The organism is Streptomyces sp. NBC_00289, from assembly GCF_041435115.1.
Lineage (GTDB): Bacteria > Actinomycetota > Actinomycetes > Streptomycetales > Streptomycetaceae > Streptomyces.
In genome coordinates this window covers 10,461,076-10,486,155 of the sequence record NZ_CP108046.1, presented here as the reverse complement: position 1 = coordinate 10,486,155, position 25,080 = coordinate 10,461,076, and the positions used below count along the sequence as shown (strand labels likewise).

Sequence of the window (25,080 nt, the reverse complement as noted above, 5' to 3'; positions counted from 1 at the left end):
CTACGAGGGGAAGCACACACCAGGCCTCCCCAGGTTCCACCTCGTAGCCCAGCTCCATCGCGTAGGCCACGGTGGGGGGCCATACCAAGCTGGGCCCTTGGGACGTTGGCCGGTCGGCGTGAGCGGCTGGGCAACAGGTCGCCGTCGAGGTCGCGCTACTGCTTGCCGACCTTTACCCGGTTCAGATCGACGTGGGAGAGGTCGACCAGCCATGGGCCCGGCAGCGCCGCATCGAAAGCCGGATCGGTGACGTGCACGGGCGGCGAGGCCAGGCCGACGACGGCGCCGTTGGCGGCCGCACCGAAGGCGAGGCTGAGTCGATACCGAGCAGGTGGCGCTTCATGCATTCCTTGTCGGGCAGGTCCCGCGCCCAGTCATAGGGCCTCCTCGAAACAGCTTTCCGTCGGGCCGCTCACATGGAACCGTGGCAGGTGCGCCGGGACGGGTGCCAGTCGGTCGCCTCTCTCGGCGCCGGGTCCATCGGGTCCGTGCCCGGCAAGCCAGGCGGGTGTTCGGTGTGCAACGCATCGAAGCTCCGTTGGTGACAAGCGATTGATGAATCGCTCGCCCCAACAGAGCTTCGATCTATTCGGTCACACCCCGCCTGACCAGCGCCTTAACGCGAGATCACGCCGACCTTACAAGAGCCCTGAACGAGAAGGGCCGCCTATGTGATCACGGCGCCTTGCAGTGCGATGATCATTTCAATATCGGTCAATGATTCACGAACGGCTCGTGCGAATAGTCCACTGCTACGAGGCCCGTTGGACCATTGGGATATCCCGCAAGATTCCTGGCCTGCGTTCGCCAAGCCCACCCATAGAGGGAAAGAGGCTGCACGGTTGTAACCACACGACTAGCTCCTGGCGCGTAGCCTCGCTGCATTAGCAGTACATCGTCACCTGACGAGAATGTACTGAAGCTCACATGAGCTCCCGGTCCGTCAATATGCCCAGGAAGTGTCACGAACGTGAAGCTTGTCGGGGTGGCTGAAATTACCCGTACCGGACTGTTTGAAATAGTCGGAAGCCACCCCTTCGGCGCGACTACACTTTCAGTCTCGACATTGTATAGATTATATTCATTCCCCACTCGGACCCTTCTGGCGCTTGCCGGGGGGAGGCCTGAATCCCATGACTGATGAGTGCTAGGGTCAACGGGTTGCACCGTGAAAGGGAAGATTGCGTTCGGATCTTCTTGCATGACGCCCATCTTGCTTTCTGCGGTGTCCCCAGCCTCAATCGAACCAACCCTCCAGACGAACGCATAATTTGCACCTTCCGTCACCCACATGGGTCCCGTGCCTATCAGGCGATTATCTCCAGAAAACCCGACTCTGGCATTTGCATTTTCCAGCTCTGTTTGTACCGGAGACAGGGCCTCCCCCGTTTCGAGGGGGCCTATAGCGGGTGAAAAGTCTCCGTCGGGGCCGCCGTAGGGGTTGACGTTGTAGCCGGCGTTGCGGAGGGCTTGGTTGAAGACGGCGTTGGTGCCGTCGCCGATTTGGACGGTGGTGTAGCCGTTGCTGTCGCTGCCGGTGTTGCCGCTGCCGCATGCGGGTCCGGTGGCGATGATGCTGGCGCAGGGGTTGATGGTCATGGTGGAGGAGGTGTCGATGGCTTCGCCGGTGACGGTTATTTCGTCGGCGGTGTAGGTGGCCATGGGCTGGTTGTAGGTGGCGAGGTCGTCGTATCCGGTGGGGTCGGTGGCGTTGAGGGGGTTGGAGTTGACGTAGGTGTAGGGGTGGTTGGTGGTGACGGGGTCGGGGGTGAGGAAGGTTTTGGCGGAGGCGTTGTAGATGCGTCCGTTCATGTTGATTTGGGCGGGGTTGTCGTGTTCGTGGCCGGTGAAGCCGCGGGTGAGGGTGCCCAGGGGGGTGGTGTCGGGGGTGCCGTCGGCTTTGATGCGGCCGCCGTAGGGGTCGTTGTAGGTGGTCTGCTGGATGGTGCCGGTGGCGTCGGTGACGGTGTTGGTGGAGCCGAGGTGGTCGGCGTGGGTGTACTGGATGGTGGTGCCGGTGGTGTCGGTGACGGCCTGGCCGATGGGTCCGTCGGGGCCGGTGAGGTAGTGGATGTAGCTGGTTTTGTTGTTTTTGTCGGTGCGTTGTTCGAAGAGTTTGCCGGCGTAGAGGGTGGTGCCGTTGGGGCCGGACTTGGAGACGCGGGTGCCGAAGGCGTCGTAGAGGTAGGTGGTGGGTGTGGTGTCACCGCGGAAGGTCTGGGTGCGGGGTAGGTCGAAGGGGGTGTAGGTGGTGGTGGCCTGTGATCCTTGTTCGTCGTTGGTTTCCTGGATGCGGTTGAGGTCGTCGTAGACGAATTTTTCTTTGTCCCGTGCGGTCAGTGCGTGGGGCAGGGTGCCGTCGGGGCGGCCGATGGTGCGGGTTTCGGCCTGGTTGGCTCCGGTGACGCCGGTGAGGTTACCGATGGTGTCGTAGCTGTAGGTGACGGGTTTTTCGGGGTCGGTGGCGTTGGCCAGGGTCCAGTTGGTGAGCCGGCCCATCGAGTCGTAGTCGAAGGTTTCGCCGCGTTTGGCGGTGGGGTCGTCCTGGATGCGGTCCTTGACCATTCCGTCGGGATGGAAGGTGTAGTGCAGGTCGAGGATTTTGGTGCCGTTGCTGGGTTTGGTGATGTCGATGTCGGTGAGCCGGCCGGTGGTGTCGTAGCCCTGGGTGCGGTTGAGGGCGTTGGGGCCGACGGTTGCGGTGGCCAGGGAGAGGTCGGCGTTGCGGCCGGTGGTCTTCCACAGCTGCTTGGCGCTCTGGCCGGGGGTGGTGTCGGTGACGGTTTCGGGGTAGCCGCTGGCGTTGTAGCCGGTGGTGAGGAACATACGGCTGGCGCCCGCGGCGGGGTAGATGAGGTCCTTGACCCGGCCGAGGGAGTCGTAGGTGGTGTCGGCGCGCAGTGTCTTGGTGGTGGCGCCGGTGGGCACGCTCAGGTTGGTGGTCTCCAGGCGGCCGAGGGTGTCGTAGCCGAAGGCGGTGGTGACCTGGTCGGGGCTGGTGGCCGAGGCCATCTGTCCGCTGCCGTTGGCGGCGGTGTCCCACACGAAGCTGGTGGTGAGGGTTTTGCCGGCGAGTTTGTCGGTGTCGGTGACGGTGGTCTGGCGGCCCAGGTCGTCATAGTCGTAGCTGGAGACGATCGCGTCGGTGCCGTTGGTCTTGAGCCGGGCGCTCTGGCGGACCTCGCCGCTGCCGAAGTACTGGGTGGTGCTGGTGCCGCGGTCGGGGTCGGTGTACTTGACCGTCCGGCCCAGGATGTCGAAGTCGCTGGTGGTGACGTTGCCCTTGGTGTCGGTGGCCTTCGCCTGCAGCCGGGGGTAGGTGTAGGTGGTGGTGACGGGGGTGGTGGAGCCGTCCTTGTTCTTCAGGACGGCGGTGGCGCTGACGGGCCGGCCGTCGACGTCGACGGTGGACCGGGTGGTGTTGCCGCGCGGGGACTGCACCTGGCTGGTGAAGAACGACGGGTAGGTGAACACGGTGGACTTGTGGTCTGGGCTCTCGGTCTGGATCGGCCGGTCCAGGCTGTCGAAGGTGGTCACCGTGACGCCCGAGGAACCGTCGTAGGGGTCGGCAGCGGTGGAGGGGCGTGAGTGCACAAACACCCGGCCCAGCAGGTCGTAGTCGGTGACCGACACACTGGCGGTGCCGTTGAAACCCTTCACCGAACTGGTCCGTGGCCGGCCGGCCGGGTCGCTCACGCTCACGGCCTGGCCGCCGTCGGTACTGGTGGTCTTGACCTCCGTGCCGGTGATGTTGCCGGCGTCGAGGTGTGCACTGTAGGCGGTGGTCACCGACGGCCTGCCGGTGGTCGCCGCCGTCAAGGGCCGGCCCAGGTCGTCCCAGGAGGAGACGGTGGAATCAACGCCGTTGACGTCTTCCGAGGCGACCGCGAACCCGAACGCCGGATGCATCGCCTGCCACACCGAGGGCCGGTGCGCGGCCACACTGTGCTCAGACCACACCTGCGAGACGAACATGCCCTCATCCGGCTGATCGCTGAACGCCGGCGCGTACTCGGTGTGGGTGACCCGGTCCGGCCGGCCCGGCGTCGTGGCGGTCACCTTCGACACCATGCCCAGGCCGGTGTAGTCGGTTTTCACGCTGCTGCGCAGATCCGCGTTGCCCGGCTCAGTGTTGTCCGGCTCAGTGTTGACTGCGGTCCGCCGGCCCAGATCATCGTGAGTGAACCCGGTCACCCGCACCACCGGAGTGGTGCTGCCGTGCTCGGTCCGCTGCACCGTCGTCTTGGACGGCAGTCCGGTCAGCCAGTCCTGCTGGCGTTGCGGGGAGAGGTCGTAGTCGGTGTGCGACTCGACGGCCGCACCTCCCACCGTCACGCTCTTGGCGTCGGTCTGGTTGCCGTAGTCGTCGAACGTGGTGGTGGAGTCCACCTGCCGCTTCACATCCGCCGGGTCGGGAACCTGCAGGCCGCCGACATGGCTCGAGGCCGCCGCATCCCAGTCGAGGCTGACGTTCTGCTCCCACACCTGGGTAGACGACGTCTTGGGGAACACCGCGAATGTCTTCCCGCCGTCCAGCGGACGGAACTCCGGCGTATTCGCCACCCGGGTGACCCGTGCGGTCGCCGAGGCCACCTTGCTGTTGACCTGATTCTGCGTCAGCACCGGAGTGGCGGTCATGGTATTCTTCGCCAGCGAGGCGAACGGATAGTGTTTCCCGCCGTCCTTCGTGGTCCGCAGATCATAGTTGGTGACCGTTATCGAGGGCCGGGTCGGATCCCACACCGACACCTGTCCGAACCCGAGACCGCCCTGCCGAACATGCGCCACCGGATCCCGGTACGAATAAAACACCGAACGCGCATTCTCCGACGCGTTCTTGAACGATCCTTCCCGCGACGTCACCTGACGCACCACCGTCATACCCCGGTGCACACACATCAGCGGGAAGTCACACTCGGCGTTTCCGGCACCAGCCTGGTCACTGAAGTCACTGGAATACGTCACCGACTCCCGGTTCCAGCCCGCGCCCTCGTCCCGGACCTTGGTGATCCGGGTGCCGGAGTCGGAGGTCTGCGTCAAAAGCTCCAGCTGGTTGGCCTCGGCCTTGAGGATGTCCGTGTTCCCGTCGCCATTGAAATCTCCCAGCCTGGCGATGCGGTCCATCGGCCCGGCGGCGACCTTCTCCAGGTCGAACGTACCGTCGCCCTTGGACAGCAGCAGGGACACCGACGACGTGCCGGTCTTGGCGAAGGTGACCACATCGTCGCGGCCGTCCTTGTTGACGTCCGCGATCTGCACGGTGGAATCCTGCCACAAGTCGATCGCATCGTGATCGATCTGCAGGCTGTCGTCGAGTGTCTTGCCGTCCCAGAACAGACCCTCGCCCGTGTTCCACAGGATGACGTCGTGGTAGCCGGGCACCCTCCCCATCAACAAAGTGTCCTTGAGGCCGTCCCCGTTGAGGTCGGCCTGGTAGGAATGCCACCCGTAGACGCCGTTTTCGTCAGCGGTCGGGAAGGGGGGAACATTGTGTCCTTCGAGGTCCTTCATCTCCCTTTCCCACTCGGGGTGCTGCGGTGCGAGCGGAGGGAACTTCCAGCCGGGATCACCAACATTGCTGTCCGAGCCCCGACCGAGCTCGATCTTGAGGGCACCCTGATCGTCCACGTGGACCGCATTGGTGTGGAATCCCACACCGCATACGTACTTGCCGTTCCGGTCCTTGACGAGCAGCGGCGTGTCGATGATCATGTCCGCTCGGCCGTCGCCATCAACGTCCGCGATCCTGGCTCCGGGGCACTTGCCTTTGATGGTGGAATCGACGCGGTTGGCGAAATGGTTGTCGCCCTTGTTCAACCGCACCGACAGATCCCTACGGTTGTCCGGGTCGTCACTTCCTGCCGCAACATCCGCGGCAATACGGTCCACCAGGCCATCGCCGTTGACATCCGCATAGTTGGAGTAGTACCCGTCATCGTCGAAAACGAGGCCGGTGCTCTCGAACTCGTGCTTGGCCTGATTCCAGTGCAGCACCTTCTCGTGCAGGCCCGTCAGGTCCGCCGAGCGGACCATGAATTCTGTTTTGCCGTCCCCGTCCGAGTCCAGGGGCCGTCCCTGTGCGAGGTCCAGCCCCGGATTGGCGCCCTGCGGCTCGACCGGAGGAAACGCACCGACCCCGCTCACCGCACGCACATCCGACAGCGGCGCCACCGAGCTGCCGTCGCGGACACCGAGGCGGGCTTGCACCCCCCGGCCGGTCGACAGGTTGTTCTGCGTCAGAATGTCATCGACGCCGTCCCCGTCCAGGTCCTGAACGGACATCACCGGGTCCATCGACGTGTCGCCGTCCGTCGGTGAAGCGGGCGCGGGATGCCAGGTACCCCCGAGGAACTGTCCGTCAAACGACGGCCTGTTCTCCGCATTGAACCAGTCGAACTCCTTGAACGGCAGACAGCCGCTCAGCGCACCGCACTCCTGAACTCGCCAGAGCAGACTTCGCGTCTTATCGTGATCAGCAGTCCCCGCACCAAGGTAAGAGAGATTGTACGTCCGCACCAAAGCCTTTTTACCCGGATTCGGCGCAAACATTTTGATCGTCTTGAGTCGCTGCGTATTGCTGTAACGGACACCAGCCACATACGAAGACGTCGGGTCGGGTCTGCTCTCATACCCGAACTCAACTGACCGCTCCGCCTGACGGCCCGGACCGAACGTGTAGTCGATCGCCTTCGGCAAGAAGCGGTTCCCGAAAAGCAGAGAAGTCTGCACGTCGTAGGAGTACCGCATCTCATTGCCGTTGCGGTCTGCCATCTTCTTCAGCAGCCACACCACACGCGGCGTGGAAACCTCATCGGAATGCTGCTGCAGGAACTGATCCGACAATTTGTCTCGAACCGTCCCCTTCTCGGTGAACGGGGTACCGGGGCTTCCATCAGGTTTAGGCGGGCCGGGCGTAGTCGCCGTGACCTCCCGGTCCACCAGCCAACTCTTCGTCAACGTCGCCGAATCCGCACCGACGCGCACCCCGGTCTGCGCCTCATACGTGCTGATCAGACCGTTCTTCCCGGCAACCACAAACTTGTCCGGACCACTGTCCAAACTCGCACTCGACCCGTCGTCGTTCACCGACACGATCTTGGCAAAACTCGATTCCGCGGTGTTGTACACCGTTCCGTCGGCACCATAATCACCCGACGTCCCCTGCTCCGCATCCACCCCGACGAGCCTGGCCCCGTCGAGACAAAACCGGTCGTTCTTGTCGTAATGCACACCGCTGCGGGTCCCGTCATCCTCCGGATTCTTCCCACACCGACTAATCGACGACGACATCCCGGACGCCGACCAGCCCAGCCCGAAAACCCCATCATGCCCGGCACTGGAATAATTCAGTGACAGACCCGGCTCCACACCAGCCCGGCCCGCCGGCACACTCAACGGCACCCGGTAAGTGAACGCACCACCCGGACCCACCCCACCCGAACCCGCCAGAAAACCAGCCTTCGCCCCAGCCACCTGCGGCAACTCCGCCGGCAACTTGACCGGATGCTTCGCCACCGGCGGCCCATCCACCGCCCATGCACCGGAAGAAAACACCACCCCCGGCACCACACCCACCAACAACCCCAAAGCGGCAGCAAACGCCGAACCACGACGCCTCCCGCCTCCTCTGCCAACCCTCGACAACATACGAAATGGCTCCTTGAAATGTACTGAGAAAACACAACGAAACTCGTAACTGCAGACGCCCTGATATCTTCCGGTCGAAATTCAATTCGCGGAAGAAACGAAAAACCACAGCGCCCGTCTAAACGGCACCACCTTTACCGGATGTAAGTGCACAACAATATCGAGTTTCGGAATTGCCCGGTTGGTCTTGGACCGCTGAAGGGTCAGCCTGCCGCGGGAGTAGGACTGCCAGGGGCACTTTGCCGAACCATGCTTGCGAGAACGTGCAGGCGGATCGATTCATGGGACGTCGGGCAGCCGCCTCCGTCGTCCTGTCCCTACCGAACGCTTGCTGCAGCGGCTCAGCCCTTGACGATCACTCCGTCCCGTTCGGTGACCTTCACCACGGGCAGGGCCTTAGTCGCCGGGCCGTGAACCGGCCGCCCCGTCACGGCATCGAATCGGCTGCCGTGGCACGGGCAAAGGATCTTCCCATCGCTCACCTCCGCGACGACGCAGCCCGCGTGAGTACAAATCGCGGAAAAAGCGCGTAGCTCACCACCCTCACCACGGGTCAGAACCACATTGGCCGACGGCACCACCAAACCCCCACCGCGCGGAACCTCATCCGCACGGGCCAACTCCGCAGCCGCCGCAGCCGCCGCCTCCCGCACCGCCCCCTCCTTCTCCTGCCTGCCACATCCGGCCAGCACCGTCACCGCCGCGGCGACAGCCAACCCCTCAACCACCACCCTCCGCCTCGACGCACAACCCGCTCCCGGACCAGTGCCAGCCGCTTCCGAACTCGACGCCATACACATCCCACTCCAGCAGTTTCAAACGCTGCCAACACCAGCAGCGACCACGCCACATCGGGAGATCTGCGCAACCGGCAACCTCTCGGCCACCGAAGAAACCACGCTTCCGACTACGCTCACAGCCGTCGCACATCACACCCGCGCCATGAGTATCCGGGCAGACAACACCTGCATCCTGAGTAACCACTGCCTGACCGATCGGCCTTTCTTCGCGTTCCGGGCATCGCGGGACTGTCCAATGGGTCTGTCAAACGAGCGGTGTAACTGGGTAGTTGGGGTTACTGACGGGCTGCGGAGAGGCGGCCGTCGAAGGTGATGTCGAAGGCGTTCAGCGCGGTCTTCCAGCGCATGGTCCAGCGGGCCTGGCCTTTGCCGGTGGGATCGAGGGACACAGGGCCCCGGCGTGTGCCTGGATCGTCCGGTTTGGTTATGTGATGCCGTAGAGGGCGAGGACGCGGGGGCGCTCGGTGTGGGCTCGTCGTCCGGCGGCGGTGTTGACGTAGCCGGCGAGCTTGAGCGCGCTGCGGATCAGGTCGCGGAGGGTAGCGAGTACGGCGGGCGCGTTGCGGGTTCTGACCTGGGACTTGTCCTCGTTGAAAGTGACATCTCGACACCAGTGGACGGTATTTTCCACGGTCCAGTGCCCGCGAGCCCAGGACGCGATCTCGGCTGCGTTCGCTTCCTCGGCGGGCAGGTCGGTGATGGCGTAGACGGTCTCGCTGGACCATTTTTCGCCCCGTAGAGACGGCGTCGGCGCTGGATCCGCAGGACCTGGGCCGCGTGCGGGAAGAGCAGGCCCTCGACGGTGACGACCTGCACGAGCCGCTGCTCGTGACGGCCGTGGCCCCGGGCGTCGTCGCGGTGGATCACAGGGATCTCCTTCCAGGGCAGGGCGTGGAGTTGACGGGCCTGGCCGCGCTGGTTGTTCTTGATGGTCAGCAGGTAGTGAGCGCCGCGTTCGCGCAGGTAGATGGCGTGGTCGCGTTGGGCGTGGAGGGCATCGGCGGTAACGACCACCCCCGTGAGATCCGCGTCGTCGATCTGGTCGAGGAGAGGTGCGAACTCGGGGATTTCGTTGGTCTTCGCGCCGATCTCGCGGGAGGCGAGAGTGACACCGTCGCCGTGACGGACGGCGGACAGGACGAAGACGCGGCTGCCGTCCGGGCGCCTCGCGCCGCGCAGGCACTTGCCGTCCACCGCGATCGCCCGCCGCCGGAGCCGTACCGGCTCGGCGCGGGCGGCCGCCCGGTGAGCCCGGCGCTGTTCACGTTCGGTGCCACCGTCGGGCATCACCGGCTCCGGCCGGCGGGGCTGTGCGGACAGCAGAGGCCGAAGGTAGTCGTAACCGGCCGCGCCGATCTCACCGGGATCGAGTCGCCCCAGGACGCTGCGCAGGGTTTTCTCGCTCGGCACCCGGTAGCGGCCAAGGAGTGGGTGGTAGGGCAGGCCGAAGGCGGCCAGTTCCTCCGGCGCCGCACGTCGGCACCACTCCGCCGCCGCGGTGATCGAGTCGTGGCCGGACGGGGTCATCGCGCAGACCACCAGGGCCAGCAGCGAGGAGAGCCGGTACCGCACTCCGCAAGCCCCTCTCGGATCGGTGACCGACTCGAACTCGGCGACCAGGCAGCGCACTTGCTCCTTGGCGGCACCCTCGCCGAGGGCTTCCAGGCAGGGCGCACAAGGCACGGGGACAGCGACAAGGGATGATGGAGAAACGAACACGGCACCTTCGTGGATCTTGCAGCGTAGAGAACTACATGATCCACAGGTGCCGTGTTCACCTGCTTCCGGGGCCCACCACCGAGATCAACACCCCAGACCGGGACGATCCAGGCACTCGCCGGGGCCCTGTCGAGGGACATGATCGCCATGTAGACGCATTTCAACGCGGCCTGCTCGTTGGGGAAGTGTCCGCGGGCCTTGACCGCCCGTCGGATCCGCGCGTTCACCGACTCGATCGCGTTCGTCGTGCAGACGATGCGGCGGATCTCGGTGTCGAACCGCAGGAACGGAGTGAACTCCTCCCAGGCGTTCTCCCACAGTCTCACGATCGCCGGATACTTCCGGCCCCAGGCGTCGGCGAACTCGGCGAACCGGTCCAAGGCGGCCTCTTCGGTGGGAGCGGTGTAGACGGGCTTGAGGAGCTTGGCGATCTTGTCCCAGTCCTGGCGGGCGGCATAGCGGAACGAGTTCCGCAGCAGGTGCACCACGCAGGTCTGCACGATCGTCCGCGGCCAAACGGTCTCCACTGCCTCGGGCAGGCCCTTGAGCCCGTCGCAGACCAGCATGAGGACGTCGCTGACGCCGCGGTTCTTGATCTCGGTGAGGACGTGCAGCCAGTGTTTGGCGCCCTCGCCGCCGTCGCCGGCCCAGAGCCCCAGGATCTCGCGCCGGCCCTCGGTAGTGACGGCCAGGGCCACGTAGATGGGCCGGTTGGCGACCGCGCCGTCGCGGATCTTGGTTCTGGCGACGATCTTGTGATCCGGACGCTTGTGCAGGTCGTTTCAGATGTTCGCGATCATGCATCGCGTGCTCTCGTAATGTGCTGTTGGAGTTGTTTCCCTACCTGTCCGCGTTGCTGATCGAGGAGGTCCAGCGGCGGCCCGACAAGGTGGTGCTGAGGACGCGCGCGCGAGCGACGACCGCGGCTTGCCGGTGCGGCCAAAGCTCGGCACGGGTGCACGGCCGGTATGTACGCCGGCTGCGTGATGTCGCCGTGGGCGGGCTCGGCGTCGTGATCGAGTTAGGCATACGCCGCTTCCGCTGTGAGAACCCTGCCTGCACGGCGGTGACGTTTGCCGAGCAGATCGCGGGACTGACCACCCCGCACAGCCGACATACCCCGCAGCTGCGTGGGGTGTTGACGCAGATCGGCCTGTCCCTGGCCGGCCGGGCAGGAGCCCGTTTGGCGGCCGCGGTCGGCCTCACCGTGGGCAGGGATACGCTGTTGCGGCTGGTCAGGTCCCTGCCCGAGCCGGAGATCGGCGAGGTGGAGATCCTCGGGGTCGACGACTTCGCCTTCCGCAAGGGCCGCCACTACGGCACGGTCCTGATCGACATGGCCACCCACCGTCCGCTGCACATCTACGACGGCCGCGACGGGGAGGACCTGGCCGCCTGGCTCCGCGATCACCCAGAGGTGAGGGTCATTTGCCGAGACCGTTCCAGCGGTTACGGGGAGGGCGCTCGGGTCGGGGCGCCGCAGGCCGAACAGGTCGCGGATCGCTATCACCTGTGGGCCAACCTCGGCCAAGCGGTTGAGAAGACGGTCAACGCCCATCGCTCCCACCTGACCGAACCGCATCCCGGCTCAGCCTCCGGCCCCGACCTCGTGGAGGTGGAACCCGAGGTGGTCCAGCCGCCGAAAGAGCTGAAGATCGTGATCCGGCTGCGTGAGCAGCATGCTGCCGCCCACGAACTGTGGCAGCAGGGGATGTCGAAGGCGGCGATCGGCCGGAAGCTCGGGCTGCACCAGGCCACCGTCCGCAAACTGGTCAACGCACGCTCCGCCGACGATGTCGTGGCCAAGAACCTCCAACGAGCGCATGTCGTTGATCCGTACGTCGGCTACCTGCACCGGCGCTGGAACGAGGGTGTCAGAAACGCTGCCCAGCTCTACCGGGAGATCAAGCAACTCGGTTATTCCGGCGGCGAGTTGGCCGTTCAGCGGCATCTGCGGCGTTACCGGACCGGGCGCGGACACGCACCCGATCCGGGACCGAAGCCTCCCTCGGTCCGCGAGGTCACCTCCTGGATCATGACGCACCCCGAGCACCTGCGGGACGAGGACGCTGACAACCTGCACCGGTTGCGTGAGCGCGATCCTGAACTTGACCGGCTCACTCTTCACGTCAGGAAGTTCGCCGCGATGATGACCGGACGGCACGGCGACCGCCTCGAAGACTGGATCATCGACGTCGAACAGGACAGTCTGGCTCCGCTTGCGGGCTTCGCGCGCAACCTCCGCCGCGACTTCGACGCAGTCCGCAACGGGCTGTCTCTACCGCACAGTTCCGGCGCCGTCGAGGGCAACATCAACCGGCTGAAGATGCTGAAACGCCAGATGTTCGGCAGGGCCAGTCTCGATCTCCTTCGCAAACGCGTCCTGCTCACACGGTGAGCCCCACCGCCCGAATCACAAGATCATCGCCAGAACCCAGATCTTCACGTTGATGCAGTCGATGAAGATGACCGGATAGACGGCTTGAGTTCTATTGGTTGTTGCGAACGCTCCGGAAGGAGAGTGTTTGCATGCCGAGGTACGCCCCCAACAGAGTGCCGACTGCGGTGAAGAAGAGGTACTTCGAGCTGCTGCACGCGGGGTATCGAGGTGCGGCTGCCGCCCGCCAGGTCGGGGTGTCCACGAGCTGCGGTTCGTTGTGGTTCATCGATGCTGGGAGCATGATCATTGCTGACCCCGGCCCGATATCGCCGCGCTTCCTCACCCAGGACGACCGCATCGCGATCGCCGACGGCCTGCACTCCGATCAGAGCGTGAAGCGGATCGCGGCCTCGATCGGGAAGAGCTTTCAGAGCGTCTACCGGGAGATCGAGCGCAACAGCAAGCCGGACGGCCGCTACAACCCCTGGTGGGCCCACAATCGCGCCCTCCTGCGTCGCAGGCGTCCCAAAGAGGAGAAGATCCGGGTCGGCGAGCCGCTGCGGACGTTCGTGCGCGAGAAGCTCACTGAGAAGTGGTCTCCTCAGCAGATCTCGCGTCACCTGGCCCGCGAACACGCCCACGACACATCGATGCGGGCATGCCCGGAGACGATCTACCGGGCCCTGTTTGCCGGCCTCCTCGGCCGGCGCGACGCCAAGCTCCGCACCGGCCGAACCCGACGCAAGAAGCAGCGTCGCGGCGTGCCCACCCTGAACAAGATCAAGAACATGACGCTGATCCACCGGCGCCCCGTTGAGGTCAACGACCGCAGATCTCCCGGGCATTGGGAGGGAGACCTCATCATCGGCCGCGGACAGGGCTCGGCGATCGGCACCCTGGTCGAGCGCACCACCCGTTACGTTCACCTGATCCACCTGCCCGGCGGCTGGAAGGCCCCGCAGGTGCGCAACGCGCTGATCACGCAGACCGCGCATATCCCGCCCCAGATGAAGAGAACCCTCACCTGGGACCAGGGGCGCGAACTGACGCTCCACGAGGACATCGAGGCCCTCACCGGCTTCCGGATCTACTTCTGCGACCCTCACTCGCCCTGGCAGCGCGGCACCAACGAGAACATGAACGGCCTGCTGCGGCAGTACTTTCCCAAAGGCACCGATCTGTCAGTCCACACCGCACAAGACCTTCGCGCCGTCGCCCGCCAACTCAACCACCGACCCCGCATCGTCCTCGGGGACAAGACCCCGGCCGAGGCCATGCAAGAATGCCTCACAGGCCCATTGACCAGGTGATTCGCAACCACTGATGGAAACCGCCCGGCGTCGAGCGGGCGGCTCTGCCATTCGGCCATGCCCTCCAGGACCTTGTCGGTGATGGTGGAGATGGTCTGGCGGGAAACGTCGGCCCCATAGACCTCGGCCAGGTGGGCCTGGACCTCGCCGGTGGTCAAGCCCTTCGCGGCCAGCGAGATAACCATCTCGTCGACGCCGGTCAGGCGCTTCTGTCGCTTCTTGACGATCTTCGGTTCGAAGGAGCCGTCGCGGTCGCGGGGCACGGTTATCTCCACCGGGCCGACGTCGGTCAGCACGGTCTTGGAGCGTTTGCCGTTGCGGGAGTTGCCGCCGTTCTTGCCCGCCGGATCGTGCTTGTCATAGCCGAGATGGTCGGTGATCTCGCCTTCCAGAGCGGACTCGAGCAGCCGCTTGGTCAGCTGCTGCAGCAGCCCGCCCTCGCCGGTCAGCTGCAGGCCCTCGGCCTGGGCACGGCCCACCAGCTCGTCGATCAACTGGTCGTCCACGGCCTTCACCGACGCAGCCTGCGTGGGCTCGACACTCTCGGACTCGGACTCGTTCTCACTGGTCATCGATGCATCTTCCATGATCGGGAGTTACACCGAACGATTCACAGTCCCGCTCGCCGAGTCCTTGACCATCAGCAGCCCTGAACCATGTTCCGGCAGGTCAGCCGGGCTTCCCGGCGCGGGAAGCACCCCGCGACCCGGCCCATCAGGACCTCGAAGGACTCGTCCCACACGGCGTGCGCTAGCGTGGCCTGCACGGCCACCGCGTCTTGATTCGTCGTCACAAACGATCACGATGCAGGTGGCCGTACCTCTGCCCTCAGGCACCCCATCCACCACTCTGACGAGTGACGACGTTCTACGCCTCACGAACTACAGCTGCCGTGTCCTTGCACTTCGAAAGCAGGTCAGGTGGGGGATCCAAAGATTCTGGCACCCCCCGTTCCGCTGACTACCCTCAGCTCAGGCAGCGCCCCCTGACTAGAGCAGCCGATACTCGATAGCGTGAACTGTCAGGGTTTTCTGGATCTGATCCGAAAATGAAGTAGTGCCCGGGCAGGTCGAGTTGACTCTCCGGCGTCGGTGTCCTGATGGATGCGGCAGGCGGGGAGGGTTCAGGTGGTGGCGGGGCAGGATTTTGGAACAGCCCTGGGCCCCACCTGATCAAGGGGTCGGTGTCCAGGGCGATTGCAAAGTCCTTCGATCGTGTGTCGCGCAGGTCAGTTGAGGCCGAGTAGGGCCAGTGGCCGCTCGTAGGGGCGGAGGGCTGTGGTGCGGAGTCCGGCGGCGATGTTGGTGTGGCCGGCGTCGCGGAGTTGGTTGATGGCGAAGCTGCGGAGGGTGGCCATGTTCTCCGGGCTGTGCCCGGTGCGGATCTTGGAGGCGTCTTCGCGGAAGGCGGTGTCGCGGACGAAGTGGAGCCTGTTTTCGATCACCCAGTGCGCCCTCAAGATCGTTGCGATCCGTTCGGGAGACGCCTGGCGGCTGGTCAGGTCGGTGATCACGTAGACCGTTTCCCGGCTCTGCTTGCCGGTCTTGGTGTCGGTGCGGTGGCGTACGACCTTGGCGACCTGGGCGGCGTGGGGGAAGTCGACGCCGAGGCCGGTGACGGTCAGGGCCTGCACGACCCGGGTCTCCTTACGTCCGTGGCCGGTGGTGCGGTCGTAGAACTTCGCCGCCGCCTGCCCCCAGGGCAGGGTCCGCAGCTGCTCGTAGAGGTTCTTCTGGTTCCGCTTCACGGTGAAGGCGTAGTGCGCCTTCTTGACGTCGACGAGGAAGCGGGCGTGCTCGCGCTGGGTGTGCAGAGCATCGCCGGTCACGGTGACACCCTGCAGGTCAAAGGGGTCCAGCAGGGCGGCGAAGCAGGTGATTTCGTTGGTCTTTTCCGGAACCCGGAGCTGGGTGACGGTCATCCCGGTGCCGGTCATCGCGGCCAGCAGGTGCGCGGCCGGGGTGGTGCCGTGGCGCGAGCCGCGGGCGCTCTTGCCGTCCAGGGCCAGGGTGTCGGTGCCGGCCGGGTCATGGCCGAGGAGGTCGGCCAGGCCGCCGGGGCAGGTGTCCTTGACGACCCGACGGATGGTCGCGCCGCTGGGCGGGACACGTACGGACAGGTCGGTCGCGGTACGGGCACCGAGCCGGGCCAGGACATCCTGCGGGGCCTCGGCCGCCCACTCGCTGATCGCCACGAAACTCCTCGCACCGGTGACCACGGCGGAGCAGGCGATCAGCAGCACTGCCACGAAAGGGTGACGCTTCCCGCGCCGGTACCGCGGATCGGCAAGTGCCCGCAGCCGCCCGGCCAGCGGGCCGATCACACGGTGCTGACGGGTGGGCGACTTGACCAGACAGACGGTGGCAGACTGACGGCACATCGAAGCTCCGTTGCGGGACGGCGACTTGGGAAGGTCACCCCCACAACGGAGCTTCGTTGCGTCCGGTCGCGCACCCGACCAGCATCCACACCGCCGTGACATGCGCATCCGAGAGATCACCACGACTTTGCAATCGCCCTGACCAGAGCCCCAAGGCTGAAGAGTTGACGCGTAGACACCTCGCTCAACAGCCCCGGGGCTCTGCCCGTTCCGCCCTCACCACACGTCACCCGATCAGTGGCCGAACTGAACAAGCTCAGTGTCCGAAAAGGTCGGCGAGGCCGCCGGGACACACCAGGATCAGCACCCGGCGCACAGTCGAAGGCGAGGCCGGCGAACCGCACCCCGAGCGGTCCGCGGGCATGAAACCCCAGGCGGGCGAGGGTGTCCTGCGGCGCGTGTGACGGGCCGGCAGCTCAGACAGTGCCTCTGCCGCTCTTCGGGGCTGGCTCTCCCAGGGTATGTCGCCGATTCACGATACTCCCGCTTCGTTGGAGACCAAACGGTGGTAGAGGCCTTCGAGGATCATCAGGTCGTCGTGGGTTCCCTGTTCGGCGATGGTGCCATGGTTCATGACTACGATCAGATCAGCGTGGGCGAGGGTCCTGAGACTGTGGGCGATCATGATTCGGGTGCACCCGAGCTGGGCGAGGTTGTCGTAGACCTGGCGTTCGGTGATGGGGTCAAGGGCACTGGTTGCTTCGTCGAGAAGGAGGATCGACGGTTCGTGGACGAGTGCCCGGGCCAGGGCGATGCGCTGTCGCTGGCCTCCGGACAGGGATGCGCCAGCGTCGATGAGTGGGGTTTCGTAGCCCATGGGCAGGGCTGTGATGTCGGCGTCGATGCAGGCCAGTGCGGCGGCACGGACGACAGCTTCAAAAGGAGCGCTGGGGTCGGCGAGCGCTATGTTGTCCCGGATGCTTGCTCCGAAGACGTACGCGTTCTGGGTGACGATGCCAAGCTGTTGCCGCACGGAGCGGGTGTCCATCGCGGACAGGTCCACACCGTCATAGCGGACTGTGCCGCTTTCGGGCTGGTAGAGGCCAAGCAGGAGGTGAGCGAGCGTGGATTTCCCGGAGGCGGACGGTCCGACGATCGCCACGGACTGCCCGGGCCGGATCTCCAGTGAGATGTCATGGACGGCTGGAGTGGCGAAGCCGTTGTACCGGAACGTCACTGCTTCGGCAGTGATACGTCCGGACAGATGCCCAGGTTTCCGCGGATTTTGGGATGCCTGCTCAGTCGGGGTGTCGAGCACGTCGTTGATGCGTTCGAAGTAGCTGGCCAGCCGTTGCAGATCCAGGACAGTGATCACCAGTGCGGTTAGTGGTTCGAGGAATCCAGCCGCCACGGCGACCAGTCCCAGCATGGTGCCCACGGAAAGCGCTCCGTCGAGGACCTGATATCCGCCGATGGCAAGGACCGCCAGCGGGGAGCCGAAACGAAAGCTGGCCAATGCGGAGTCAACCAGCGCGGAAAGGCGGCCTCGCTTGACGGCCGTGCTGACCTCGGCGATGTACAGGTTCGTCCAGTGGTCAAACCCGCGCCGTTCCGCTCCTGCCGCCTTGAGTGACTCGATGCCCGCCAGGAGCTGGTACACGTAGCCTTGGGAGCGAGCCTCGGCCTGCAGGCCCTCGGCCATCAGTTGTCGGTTGCGCTTGCGCGCGGCCACGAGCAGCGCCGCCTGCAGCCCGCCCAGCGTCAGCGCCAACGCACCGATGGGTGGGCTGAGAGCAAACAGGACGACGAGGTAGAGCGTGGCCAGGCCGCCGTCCAGCAGGGTCGAGATCGCTCCGTTAGCCAGGCTTTCGCGGATCACGCTGTTGGACTTGAGCCGCATCATCAGGTCCCCCGCTGAGCGCTGGAGGAAGAATGCATAGGGCAGGTCGACCAGATGCCCCATGAATCCAAGGGTCATCTGCAGGTCGAGGTCGGTGCGTAGTTGCAGCAGCAGCCGGGAACGCAGGAACGCGGTGATGAAGTGGTAGCCGGTCAGGACGCACATGGCAGTCACGAGAACGGCAAGCAGGTGGTGGTGGCCGTCGGGCAGAGTCCGGTTGACCAGAGTGGCGGTGAGCAGTGGCACGGCGAGTGAGAAAACCCGCAACAGCAGTGAGGTTACGAGAATGCGCCGCAGGTTCCGCGACTGTGCCAGCAACGGTCTTAGGTAGCGGAACAATCCCTTGGGAGCTCGGCCCCGGGGTGACAGGGTGGGCGTGGGCTCAAGCGTGATGGCGACGCCGGTGTAGGACTGATGAAGCTGGCCGGCCGGGACCCGGGTCCGTCCCGCTCGCGGGTCGATGATCTCGGCGGTGCCCCGGCGCCACCGGTCGAATACGACGAAGTGGTTGAACTCCCAATGAAGAATCGACCCTTGAGGCAGGCGGCACAGGTCGTCGATATCGGCGCGCACAGCGCGGGCTTGGAGTCCATACCGTCGGGCGACATTGACAAGTATCGCAGCGGTCGAGCCGTCGCGTCCGGTCCCGGTCGCGTCACGGACCTCGCTGAGGGGAACGTGACGGCCGTGGTGCGCGAGTACCATGGCCAGGCAAGCTGGCCCGCAGTCGGTCAGCCCCATGCCGGCGATGTACGGGATACCTTTAGCCATGGCCGGTCACGAGGCCTAGAAGCGACTGACCGTCGACCTGGTATGTCAAAGCGAGCAGGACACCGCCAGCCACGGTGACCAACAGGAGCCGGTAGGCGGTTGTCATCCACGACGCTCCGACTGGCAGCAGTTCGCCAGTGGGGCACCCACGCTGATAGTCCCGCGCCTCCTGGCGGAAGAGGTCCTTCATGCTTGCCTCTGGTGCAATCGGGCGTTGTACAGACGGTGGAGCAGGTCGTAGATCACGAATTCCTGGGCGCGGTGCTGGGAGCGCAGCAGCCGGTTGGCGTGCATGTGCGCGTAGCTGGCTGCAAGCTGTGCAACGGGCAGCCCGCGGCGCTGCAACTCGTGAACCACTGGTGTCAGCCCGGAGGAGCGGCGGCGCAGGATCGACAGGCCCGGCAGTAGGCCATGGGTGGAATCGGCGCCGTTCAGCAACTCGTTCAGGCCACGCCGCTCAGTGCGGAATCGTCGGCCGATCTGCCCGCCGAGCGCACCATTGGCCCGGAACTCGGCCGCGAAGGCATCCCGGCGCTCGCATGCCCATGTCGCTTTCTGCGAAAGGTCAAAGCCCAGGTTGGTCAGCAGTAGGTCGATACCGGCGAGGGTCAATCGCCAGCGTGCATCGGCGGCCGTGCCACTGGGCAGCGTTTCGACGATCGCCAGCACAGCCTCGCTGTCGTGACGGAACAGGTGCTCGGATAGCTCGATGCCGGCATCACCGCCGTACCGCTCGAGTTCCCGCTGGTAGGTGTCCAACTGCAGGCGCCGCAGGCGTCCGTCGTCCAGCAGCGGCGCGGCCGCATTGTGCAGCAAAGGCAGGACTTCTGCGGTCAGTCCGCCACGCGGACCGTGTAGGCGTAGCCGGATGTGCCAGTCGGGGTCGCCGTAACGGATGAAGAACCACGAGTCCACCGCATCGGAGCCGATAGCCTGATCGACCACGGGCCGCACCAGCTCGGTCAGCACCTGGTCGGCGGTGGCTGTGCCGGTGTAGAGCTTGGCATACAGCCACTCCGCACCGGGAGGAAAGTCGCGCCGAATACGCGACCTACGTGCAGGGGTCACTGACTTGACCGTTGCACTGGTTCGCACGAATGGCACGATCAGCTCGTGTGTAAACCGGCCCTCCCGCCCGGTCACACACAGTGTCTGTGGGCTGGCCAGCGCCTCGACCAGGGTCGCTCTCGTACGCCCCTTCAGCTGAGCCTCCAGCATCTCCACGGACTGCCGACTATCCAGGTCAGCAATCAGTTCGTTATCGCCGTCGGCGAGGGCGACCAGCTGCGGCAGCTGCCCTTCCGCACGGCGTTGAGTGATCTGGCGGATCTGTTCTTTGTGCAGCGTCCATCGCGCCCGCGACAGGACAAGCCTTCCGTAGGTAACCCGGGGCAGATACGGTGCCCCGTTCAGCGGGCCCCAGTCCCAAGAGGTTTTGCGCACGGTTCCGTCTCCGGCCAATGCGCACAGGAACCGGTACATTCCCAGAGTGCGGCGGTCGGCATTGTGAGCCGTGGTCATGCGGGGCACGACCTCGCACCCCAGGCGCCCGGACCGGAGCACGAACCTGTTGTTTCGCACTGAGAGCGTCAGATCAGCCACCGGAATCTGGGTCTCCGCAGGTGCCCCCGATCGGCCCAGGTACGGGATCTCGTATCGCCGCAGGACGGGACGGCACAGTATGTTGCCCATCCGCCCTTCTGGCAGGTGCACCACCTCGGCGAACACAGCGTCCGGACGTAGCTCTTCCTCCCTGCGCAGGTGCATCTTCACGGCTTGATGGAGGGCATCGTCCGCGTGACAGAACCGGCCCAGTAGCCCCGCCCCGGGGGCTCCGTCGACGCCACGGACGATCAGCCGAAAGTCGCCGCGGTCCACGGACTGCGTGGACGCGGCAGCGAGTACGGCCATCACAGAAATCGCATCTGGCGGGGCGGGGCGGTCGGCGGTCTCCAGCGAAGCTATGTCGTCATCGGTCAATGAGATCTCGTCTCGGTCGTCCCGGAGGGCACCAGTGAGCATGCCGAGTAGCACCCGGTCACGTGGGATCCAGATCTCCGAGAGATCCCCGGTGGGAGGGAAGTTCAGCCCGCGCAGCAGCGGCGAGGCCTCGTAGATTGGCCCCTCGAAGAAACCGAGGCCGATATCCTCATCGAGCGCCTCCGCGAGAGACACCTCACGGTCCTCGTATCGTTCAACGAAACGCTCACGAAACCGCCTCAACGCATCATTCGAGGAAGGGCGAGTCAGCCTCAACAGCACCTGGGCCGCATGGCCCATCTCAGCGATGACCTGCGGGCCGAGCTCTGCCCTGACTGCAGGCTTGATCATATCGACTTGAAAGAGCCGCGCCGGATCCGGCTGAGCAGGCAGCGGATCGAGTAGCCGTCGCACCCGTAGATACTCCGCGGGCGCCGCACCCATCCCTCCCGCGTCCAGCTTCTCCAACGCGACACGGACATTCTCAAGCAGTTCCGCCAGGTGACGCGTGGACTCCTGCTGGACAAGCCGATCGATGAGCACCGTCAGTGGCTCTGGACCCGTGACGGGCAACTGCAGGTCTGACACCAGCATCTGAGCGCTGGTCAATTCATCGATGAATGCCGTTGCCATCCGGGCTGTGACCTGGTCATCAACCAGAGAAAGGACCAACTCGTCAATCGTGGCTCCACGGCTGGCACGTTCCAGGGTCGCCTCGAGGTGAGCGGACCTGTCGACGGCGACCAGGTGATAGGTGCGCCGCCTACCCGACCAGCTGGCCTCGGCATAATGCAGGCGTCCGCCCAACGGGTACAGACTCGAGTTAGGCATCCACTTCAGAACCCGGCGCACCACCGGGTCAGCCTCCAGCGCCGCAATCAGCGCGAACAGGAAGTCATTGTCGAGTCTGGTACGTCTCCTGTAGTCAGCCTGCGGAGCAAGCTCCAAACGCGTGCCTTCGCCCACCGTGCCCATCGTGCAGCCGGCGAACAAACCAAAGGGCGTCGCGCGGGTACGCGCCCGGACCATATAAGCCGTCAGCGCGTGCAACGCCCTCGGTGACGACTGCTCGGGACTGTCCAGTGCCTCCACCAGCGCCGACGAGGCCAAATGCAGTGCCTCACGAATCACCGGATCCCGCAAACCCTGTTCAGAAGGTGCTTCATACGGCAACAACGGGGTGCGCAGGACAAAGAACCCCGACGGCGCATACTGCAGGACTCCGGCACTCATCATCGACTCCAAATTTCAGGACAGCAGCAAGACGCGGTCCCAGGCAGGCTCGGTCCCTTCCAGCGCTGCCAGCATCACCAGAGCGACTCCAGCCCTGCCCTCCAGGAAACCGGCCCCGGTGTTTGATGGAAGAAGCTCCACTGCCCGGTTAATCCAGCGACGGGCGGCATCAGCCAGAACTTTTTCGCCCGTGCTCTGGTACAGGCGGTTAAACACGTGGCCCAGACCAGCCGCACCGTGACAGATGCCCGCCTCACTCACAGAAGTCGCCTCAGGCCGTAGATGTACAGCGCTCAAGGCCATCTCCACCGCTGCCTCCTCCCATTCGGCGTGACCGAATACCCGGGCCGCCGCGAACAGCACCCCAGCCACCCCGGGGGCTCCGTAACACCAAGCGAACGGACGCGCCTCCCCTGCCTCACCGGAAGGGCCGACAAACGACGGAAGCCCGCCGTCCCCGCCCAAGGGGCGACGCTGGCTTAGAATCCAATGCACCGCTGCATCGGCCAGTGCGCTGGCAGTCTCGCTCCGTACACCCGCTCGGGCCGCGTGCGCCAGCAGCCAGACAACACCCGGAACACCGTGCGCAACACCCATGTTGTAATAGCCATGGGGGGCAAGCTGCCGGTTCCTCTCCGGCAACGCTTCCGGGCCCGTGAACCACGCGGCCCCTTCCTCCCGATAGACCGCCGCCATCGCCAAATGGTCCACAATCCGTTCGAGGCATGTCACGGCGGTAGGCCGAGGCAGCCGCTGCAGCACGTAGACACCAAGCCCGACGAGACCTGACACAAGGTCGTACTCCCGCGGCATCGACTCACCGGACAAAAACGCCAACAATGCGAGATCAACTGAATCGAGGACGTCCTCGTCAGCCAGATCGAACAGCAACCCGTTCAAGTGGGCGGTGACCCATGCAACCCCCGTCACCCCACAATAAAGCGATGTAGGAGCCGCCCCGCTGGTCACCGACCGAGACCAAGACGACTCAATCAGTGGCACCGCTGACGGACACGCTTTCCCTGCACAGGAAGCATATGCGTGCGCCAACGCGACGCCAGCATCGCCAGTTGCCAGAGAACCATCACGAAATGGGCCGACCAGCCCTTCCAGCGCAACCACTGTCGGGTGACTCACCGCGGATCCGACGTTGCCGAACTCGTCGATTATCGAATGCCATGCCATGTCTTTTTCATTTCACGTAACTTGCACTCGACAAGAACCCGATTGCCGGACGCACCCTCAGGGCGCGGGATTTAGTGCGCAATCTAATCATCGAAATCATTCATTAAAGGGGGGGGCGGGACGTTCTCGTCCCGCCCCTCACTTCTTCATAAATCCGCCACTGGACGTAGCGCACCACGAATCAGGATTACCCCTGCAGGTCAGTAGCCGCACATAGGGAAACCAGTAGGAGGCGGACAGCCTTCGGAACAAAGCGCACTAGCGCCTCCAGTGTCCATCATCATGCCGCCGACGACAACATCCATTTCCTCAAGAGTCAGCTCCTTGAGGGTCTCACGGGAAAAGCTGAGCTCAGGCCTGTCAACGCCGAGACCATTTCGGTTGAATTCATCGGCCGCCGCCATATCGGTCCTCCCATTTTCATTTCGTCGATCAACCGCAATTGCACATTAGGCGGGAAATACCTAAAGATTCCCGCTCCGACTGCTGCTACGCGTTCAGCTACAGAACCCACGTCGACTCACTTTAAGCCTTTGAAGGGCTAGCTACTATAGCCAGGGCGCAGATGCAGGCAATTCTGAATTGTATTGATGAGGGCGCCGTGCCCCCTGAGCAATCAATGCTCAACAAGTGAGGTTTTCCCGTGCGCCCAGTACTGATCTTTAAGGTCTTGCTTGACGATCTGTCAGTTCGGGCATATAGGCGGTATGGGGAGGGGTGTTGTCAGGTCGGGCGGGCCGTCGGTGGTGTGGTCCGGTTCGGGGCGTGTCCGGCCGTGGTGGTGGCGGTTGGCTCAGGCCGTGGCGGGCAGGCGGACGGTGCCGGCGATCTGGTCCCAGATCGCGAAGCGGATGATCCATCAGTTTCCGGAAGAAAGCGCCTGGCCGCGGGCTCGTCGCGGCGGTTCTGCAACAGGATGCCGAGCACGTTCCCGTCCTGGTCGACGGCCCGCCACAGGTACTTCTGCACGCCGTACCGAGCATCGCGATCAGGCCGGAGGCGAGGTAGCTGGCGGCGGCGTCCGTGAAGGAGAACAGGGCGCCCATCTGCGAGTTGGCGGACGCGAGCTTGTCACCTCGGGCGAGCGACGGTAAATAGCTGATCCCGGCCGTAGAGGAGACGTCGTTAACGGCGGCGAGCAAGGAGGCCGACGACACACAGCAGTGGCAGCGACAACCAACCGAGGTACGCGGCGAGCGGCACGCACAGCAACAGGACTCCGCCCCCTACCTTGCCCCAGGTCAGCAAGACGAGTTTGCGGTGCCGGTCGACCAGCACCCCGCCGAACAGGGCCGTCACCGCGGGCGGGAACCGCTGGGCGGCGTAGAGCACGCTCATCTCCAGCGGTGTCGCCTTCAGTGTGAGAAGGGCCAGAGTGAGCAGCGCGACGGATGTGACCGCGCCGCCCAGCACGCCGACTGCCAGCCCGTTGTTGAACAGCACGAGGTCCCGGTTGACCGTGTCGTCGGCGGCCACCGGCGCTGAAGCTGCGGCGGTATGCGGGAGTGGTTCATCGGAAGCCGTCACGCACAGCCTCCTTCGACCTCGGCCAGCAGGCTCAGCACGCGTGGGTGGCCTGGTCTTTGCTGCGGTGTCGAATGGTGGTTGCTCATTCCAGCTCCGCCGGGGCTGGGACGGATGGGGAACCGGGAAGAAGGAACTTCGCCGACTTGGCGGCCAGATGCCGGTCGAGGTATTCCGCGGCGTCGTCGGGACGCATGCGGGCCAGGGCGACCATGGCCGTGATGGCTACATCCGCGACTTCCGCATGAGCCTCCTCCCATGGAGTGGTCCCTTTGCGGGGGTTGGTGCCGCGGGCGCCGATGACTGCCTGG

General features: G+C 64.8%; 10 protein-coding genes and 6 pseudogenes. 2 read left to right on the top strand and 14 right to left on the bottom strand.

The annotated features are described in order from the left end of the window. Positions 1-19: 19 nt before the first annotated feature. From OG985_RS48030 to OG985_RS48005, 6 genes and pseudogenes are all read right to left on the bottom strand, one after another. A pseudogene (locus OG985_RS48030) lies at positions 20-520 on the bottom strand (transcriptional regulator); the annotation flags it as partial. 194 nt (positions 521-714) lie between these two features. Further along, positions 715-7,587 (bottom strand): FG-GAP-like repeat-containing protein, encoded by a 6,873-nt coding sequence (locus OG985_RS48025; RefSeq protein ID WP_371666457.1) that lies wholly within the window; start codon positions 7,585-7,587, stop codon positions 715-717. Between the two features lie 401 nt (positions 7,588-7,988). Then, entirely contained in the window at positions 7,989-8,363 is a 375-nt protein-coding gene (locus OG985_RS48020) for a Rieske (2Fe-2S) protein (protein WP_371666458.1), read from the bottom strand. A gap of 508 nt (positions 8,364-8,871) precedes the next feature. Next, positions 8,872-9,354, bottom strand: a pseudogene (locus tag OG985_RS48015) (transposase); the annotation flags it as partial. After that, positions 9,252-10,019: pseudogene (locus OG985_RS48010) on the bottom strand (ISAs1 family transposase); the annotation flags it as partial. The pseudogenes OG985_RS48015 and OG985_RS48010, both read right to left, overlap by 103 nt. Before the next feature lie 248 nt (positions 10,020-10,267). After that, positions 10,268-10,903, bottom strand: a pseudogene (locus tag OG985_RS48005) (IS256 family transposase); the annotation flags it as partial. Between the two features lie 89 nt (positions 10,904-10,992). Between OG985_RS48005 and OG985_RS48000 the strand changes: the two are divergent. Then, positions 10,993-12,564, top strand: coding sequence for an ISL3 family transposase (locus OG985_RS48000; RefSeq protein WP_371666459.1), 1,572 nt, complete (start codon positions 10,993-10,995; stop codon positions 12,562-12,564). A gap of 131 nt (positions 12,565-12,695) precedes the next feature. Continuing rightward, the gene (locus OG985_RS47995) at positions 12,696-13,856 is read left to right on the top strand and encodes an IS30 family transposase (protein WP_371674193.1); all 1,161 of its coding nucleotides are present in this window, start codon (positions 12,696-12,698) and stop codon (positions 13,854-13,856) included. Between the two features lie 29 nt (positions 13,857-13,885). On the opposite strand, the pseudogene OG985_RS47990 reads toward OG985_RS47995, so the two are convergent. The 8 genes and pseudogenes from OG985_RS47990 to OG985_RS47955 form a co-directional block, all read right to left on the bottom strand. Further along, positions 13,886-14,428 (bottom strand): annotated as a pseudogene (locus OG985_RS47990) (transposase); the annotation flags it as partial. A 68-nt stretch (positions 14,429-14,496) separates the two neighbouring features. After that, on the bottom strand, positions 14,497-14,649 hold the full coding sequence (locus OG985_RS47985; RefSeq protein WP_371666461.1) for a hypothetical protein: 153 nt from the start codon (positions 14,647-14,649) through the stop codon (positions 14,497-14,499). A 435-nt stretch (positions 14,650-15,084) separates the two neighbouring features. Then, positions 15,085-16,236, bottom strand: coding sequence for an ISAs1 family transposase (locus tag OG985_RS47980; RefSeq protein ID WP_371666462.1), 1,152 nt, complete (start codon positions 16,234-16,236; stop codon positions 15,085-15,087). Positions 16,237-16,708: 472 nt separating this feature from the next. After that, entirely contained in the window at positions 16,709-18,847 is a 2,139-nt protein-coding gene (locus OG985_RS47975) for a peptidase domain-containing ABC transporter (protein ID WP_371666463.1), read from the bottom strand. Between the two features lie 186 nt (positions 18,848-19,033). After that, positions 19,034-22,063 (bottom strand): lantibiotic dehydratase, encoded by a 3,030-nt coding sequence (locus tag OG985_RS47970; RefSeq protein WP_371674204.1) that lies wholly within the window; start codon positions 22,061-22,063, stop codon positions 19,034-19,036. 12 nt (positions 22,064-22,075) lie between these two features. Further along, on the bottom strand, positions 22,076-23,245 hold the full coding sequence (locus OG985_RS47965) for a lanthionine synthetase C family protein (protein WP_371666464.1): 1,170 nt from the start codon (positions 23,243-23,245) through the stop codon (positions 22,076-22,078). An 873-nt stretch (positions 23,246-24,118) separates the two neighbouring features. Further along, positions 24,119-24,217, bottom strand: a pseudogene (locus tag OG985_RS47960) (DDE-type integrase/transposase/recombinase); the annotation flags it as partial. 153 nt (positions 24,218-24,370) lie between these two features. After that, complete coding sequence (locus OG985_RS47955; RefSeq protein ID WP_371666465.1) at positions 24,371-24,772, bottom strand: hypothetical protein; 402 nt, start codon at positions 24,770-24,772, stop codon at positions 24,371-24,373. Between the last annotated feature and the right edge of the window lie 308 nt (positions 24,773-25,080).

What these genes read in the sequence shown, in the direction of transcription:
- OG985_RS47995 (WP_371674193.1), top strand. Translation starts at nt 12,696, where the DNA reads ATGCCGAGGTACGCCCCCAACAGAGTGCCGACTGCGGTGAAGAAGAGG.
- OG985_RS47980 (WP_371666462.1), bottom strand. Translation starts at nt 16,236, where the DNA reads ATGTGCCGTCAGTCTGCCACCGTCTGTCTGGTCAAGTCGCCCACCCGT.
- OG985_RS47975 (WP_371666463.1), bottom strand. Translation starts at nt 18,847, where the DNA reads ATGGCTAAAGGTATCCCGTACATCGCCGGCATGGGGCTGACCGACTGC.
- OG985_RS47970 (WP_371674204.1), bottom strand. Translation starts at nt 22,063, where the DNA reads ATGATGAGTGCCGGAGTCCTGCAGTATGCGCCGTCGGGGTTCTTTGTC.
- OG985_RS47965 (WP_371666464.1), bottom strand. Translation starts at nt 23,245, where the DNA reads ATGGCATGGCATTCGATAATCGACGAGTTCGGCAACGTCGGATCCGCG.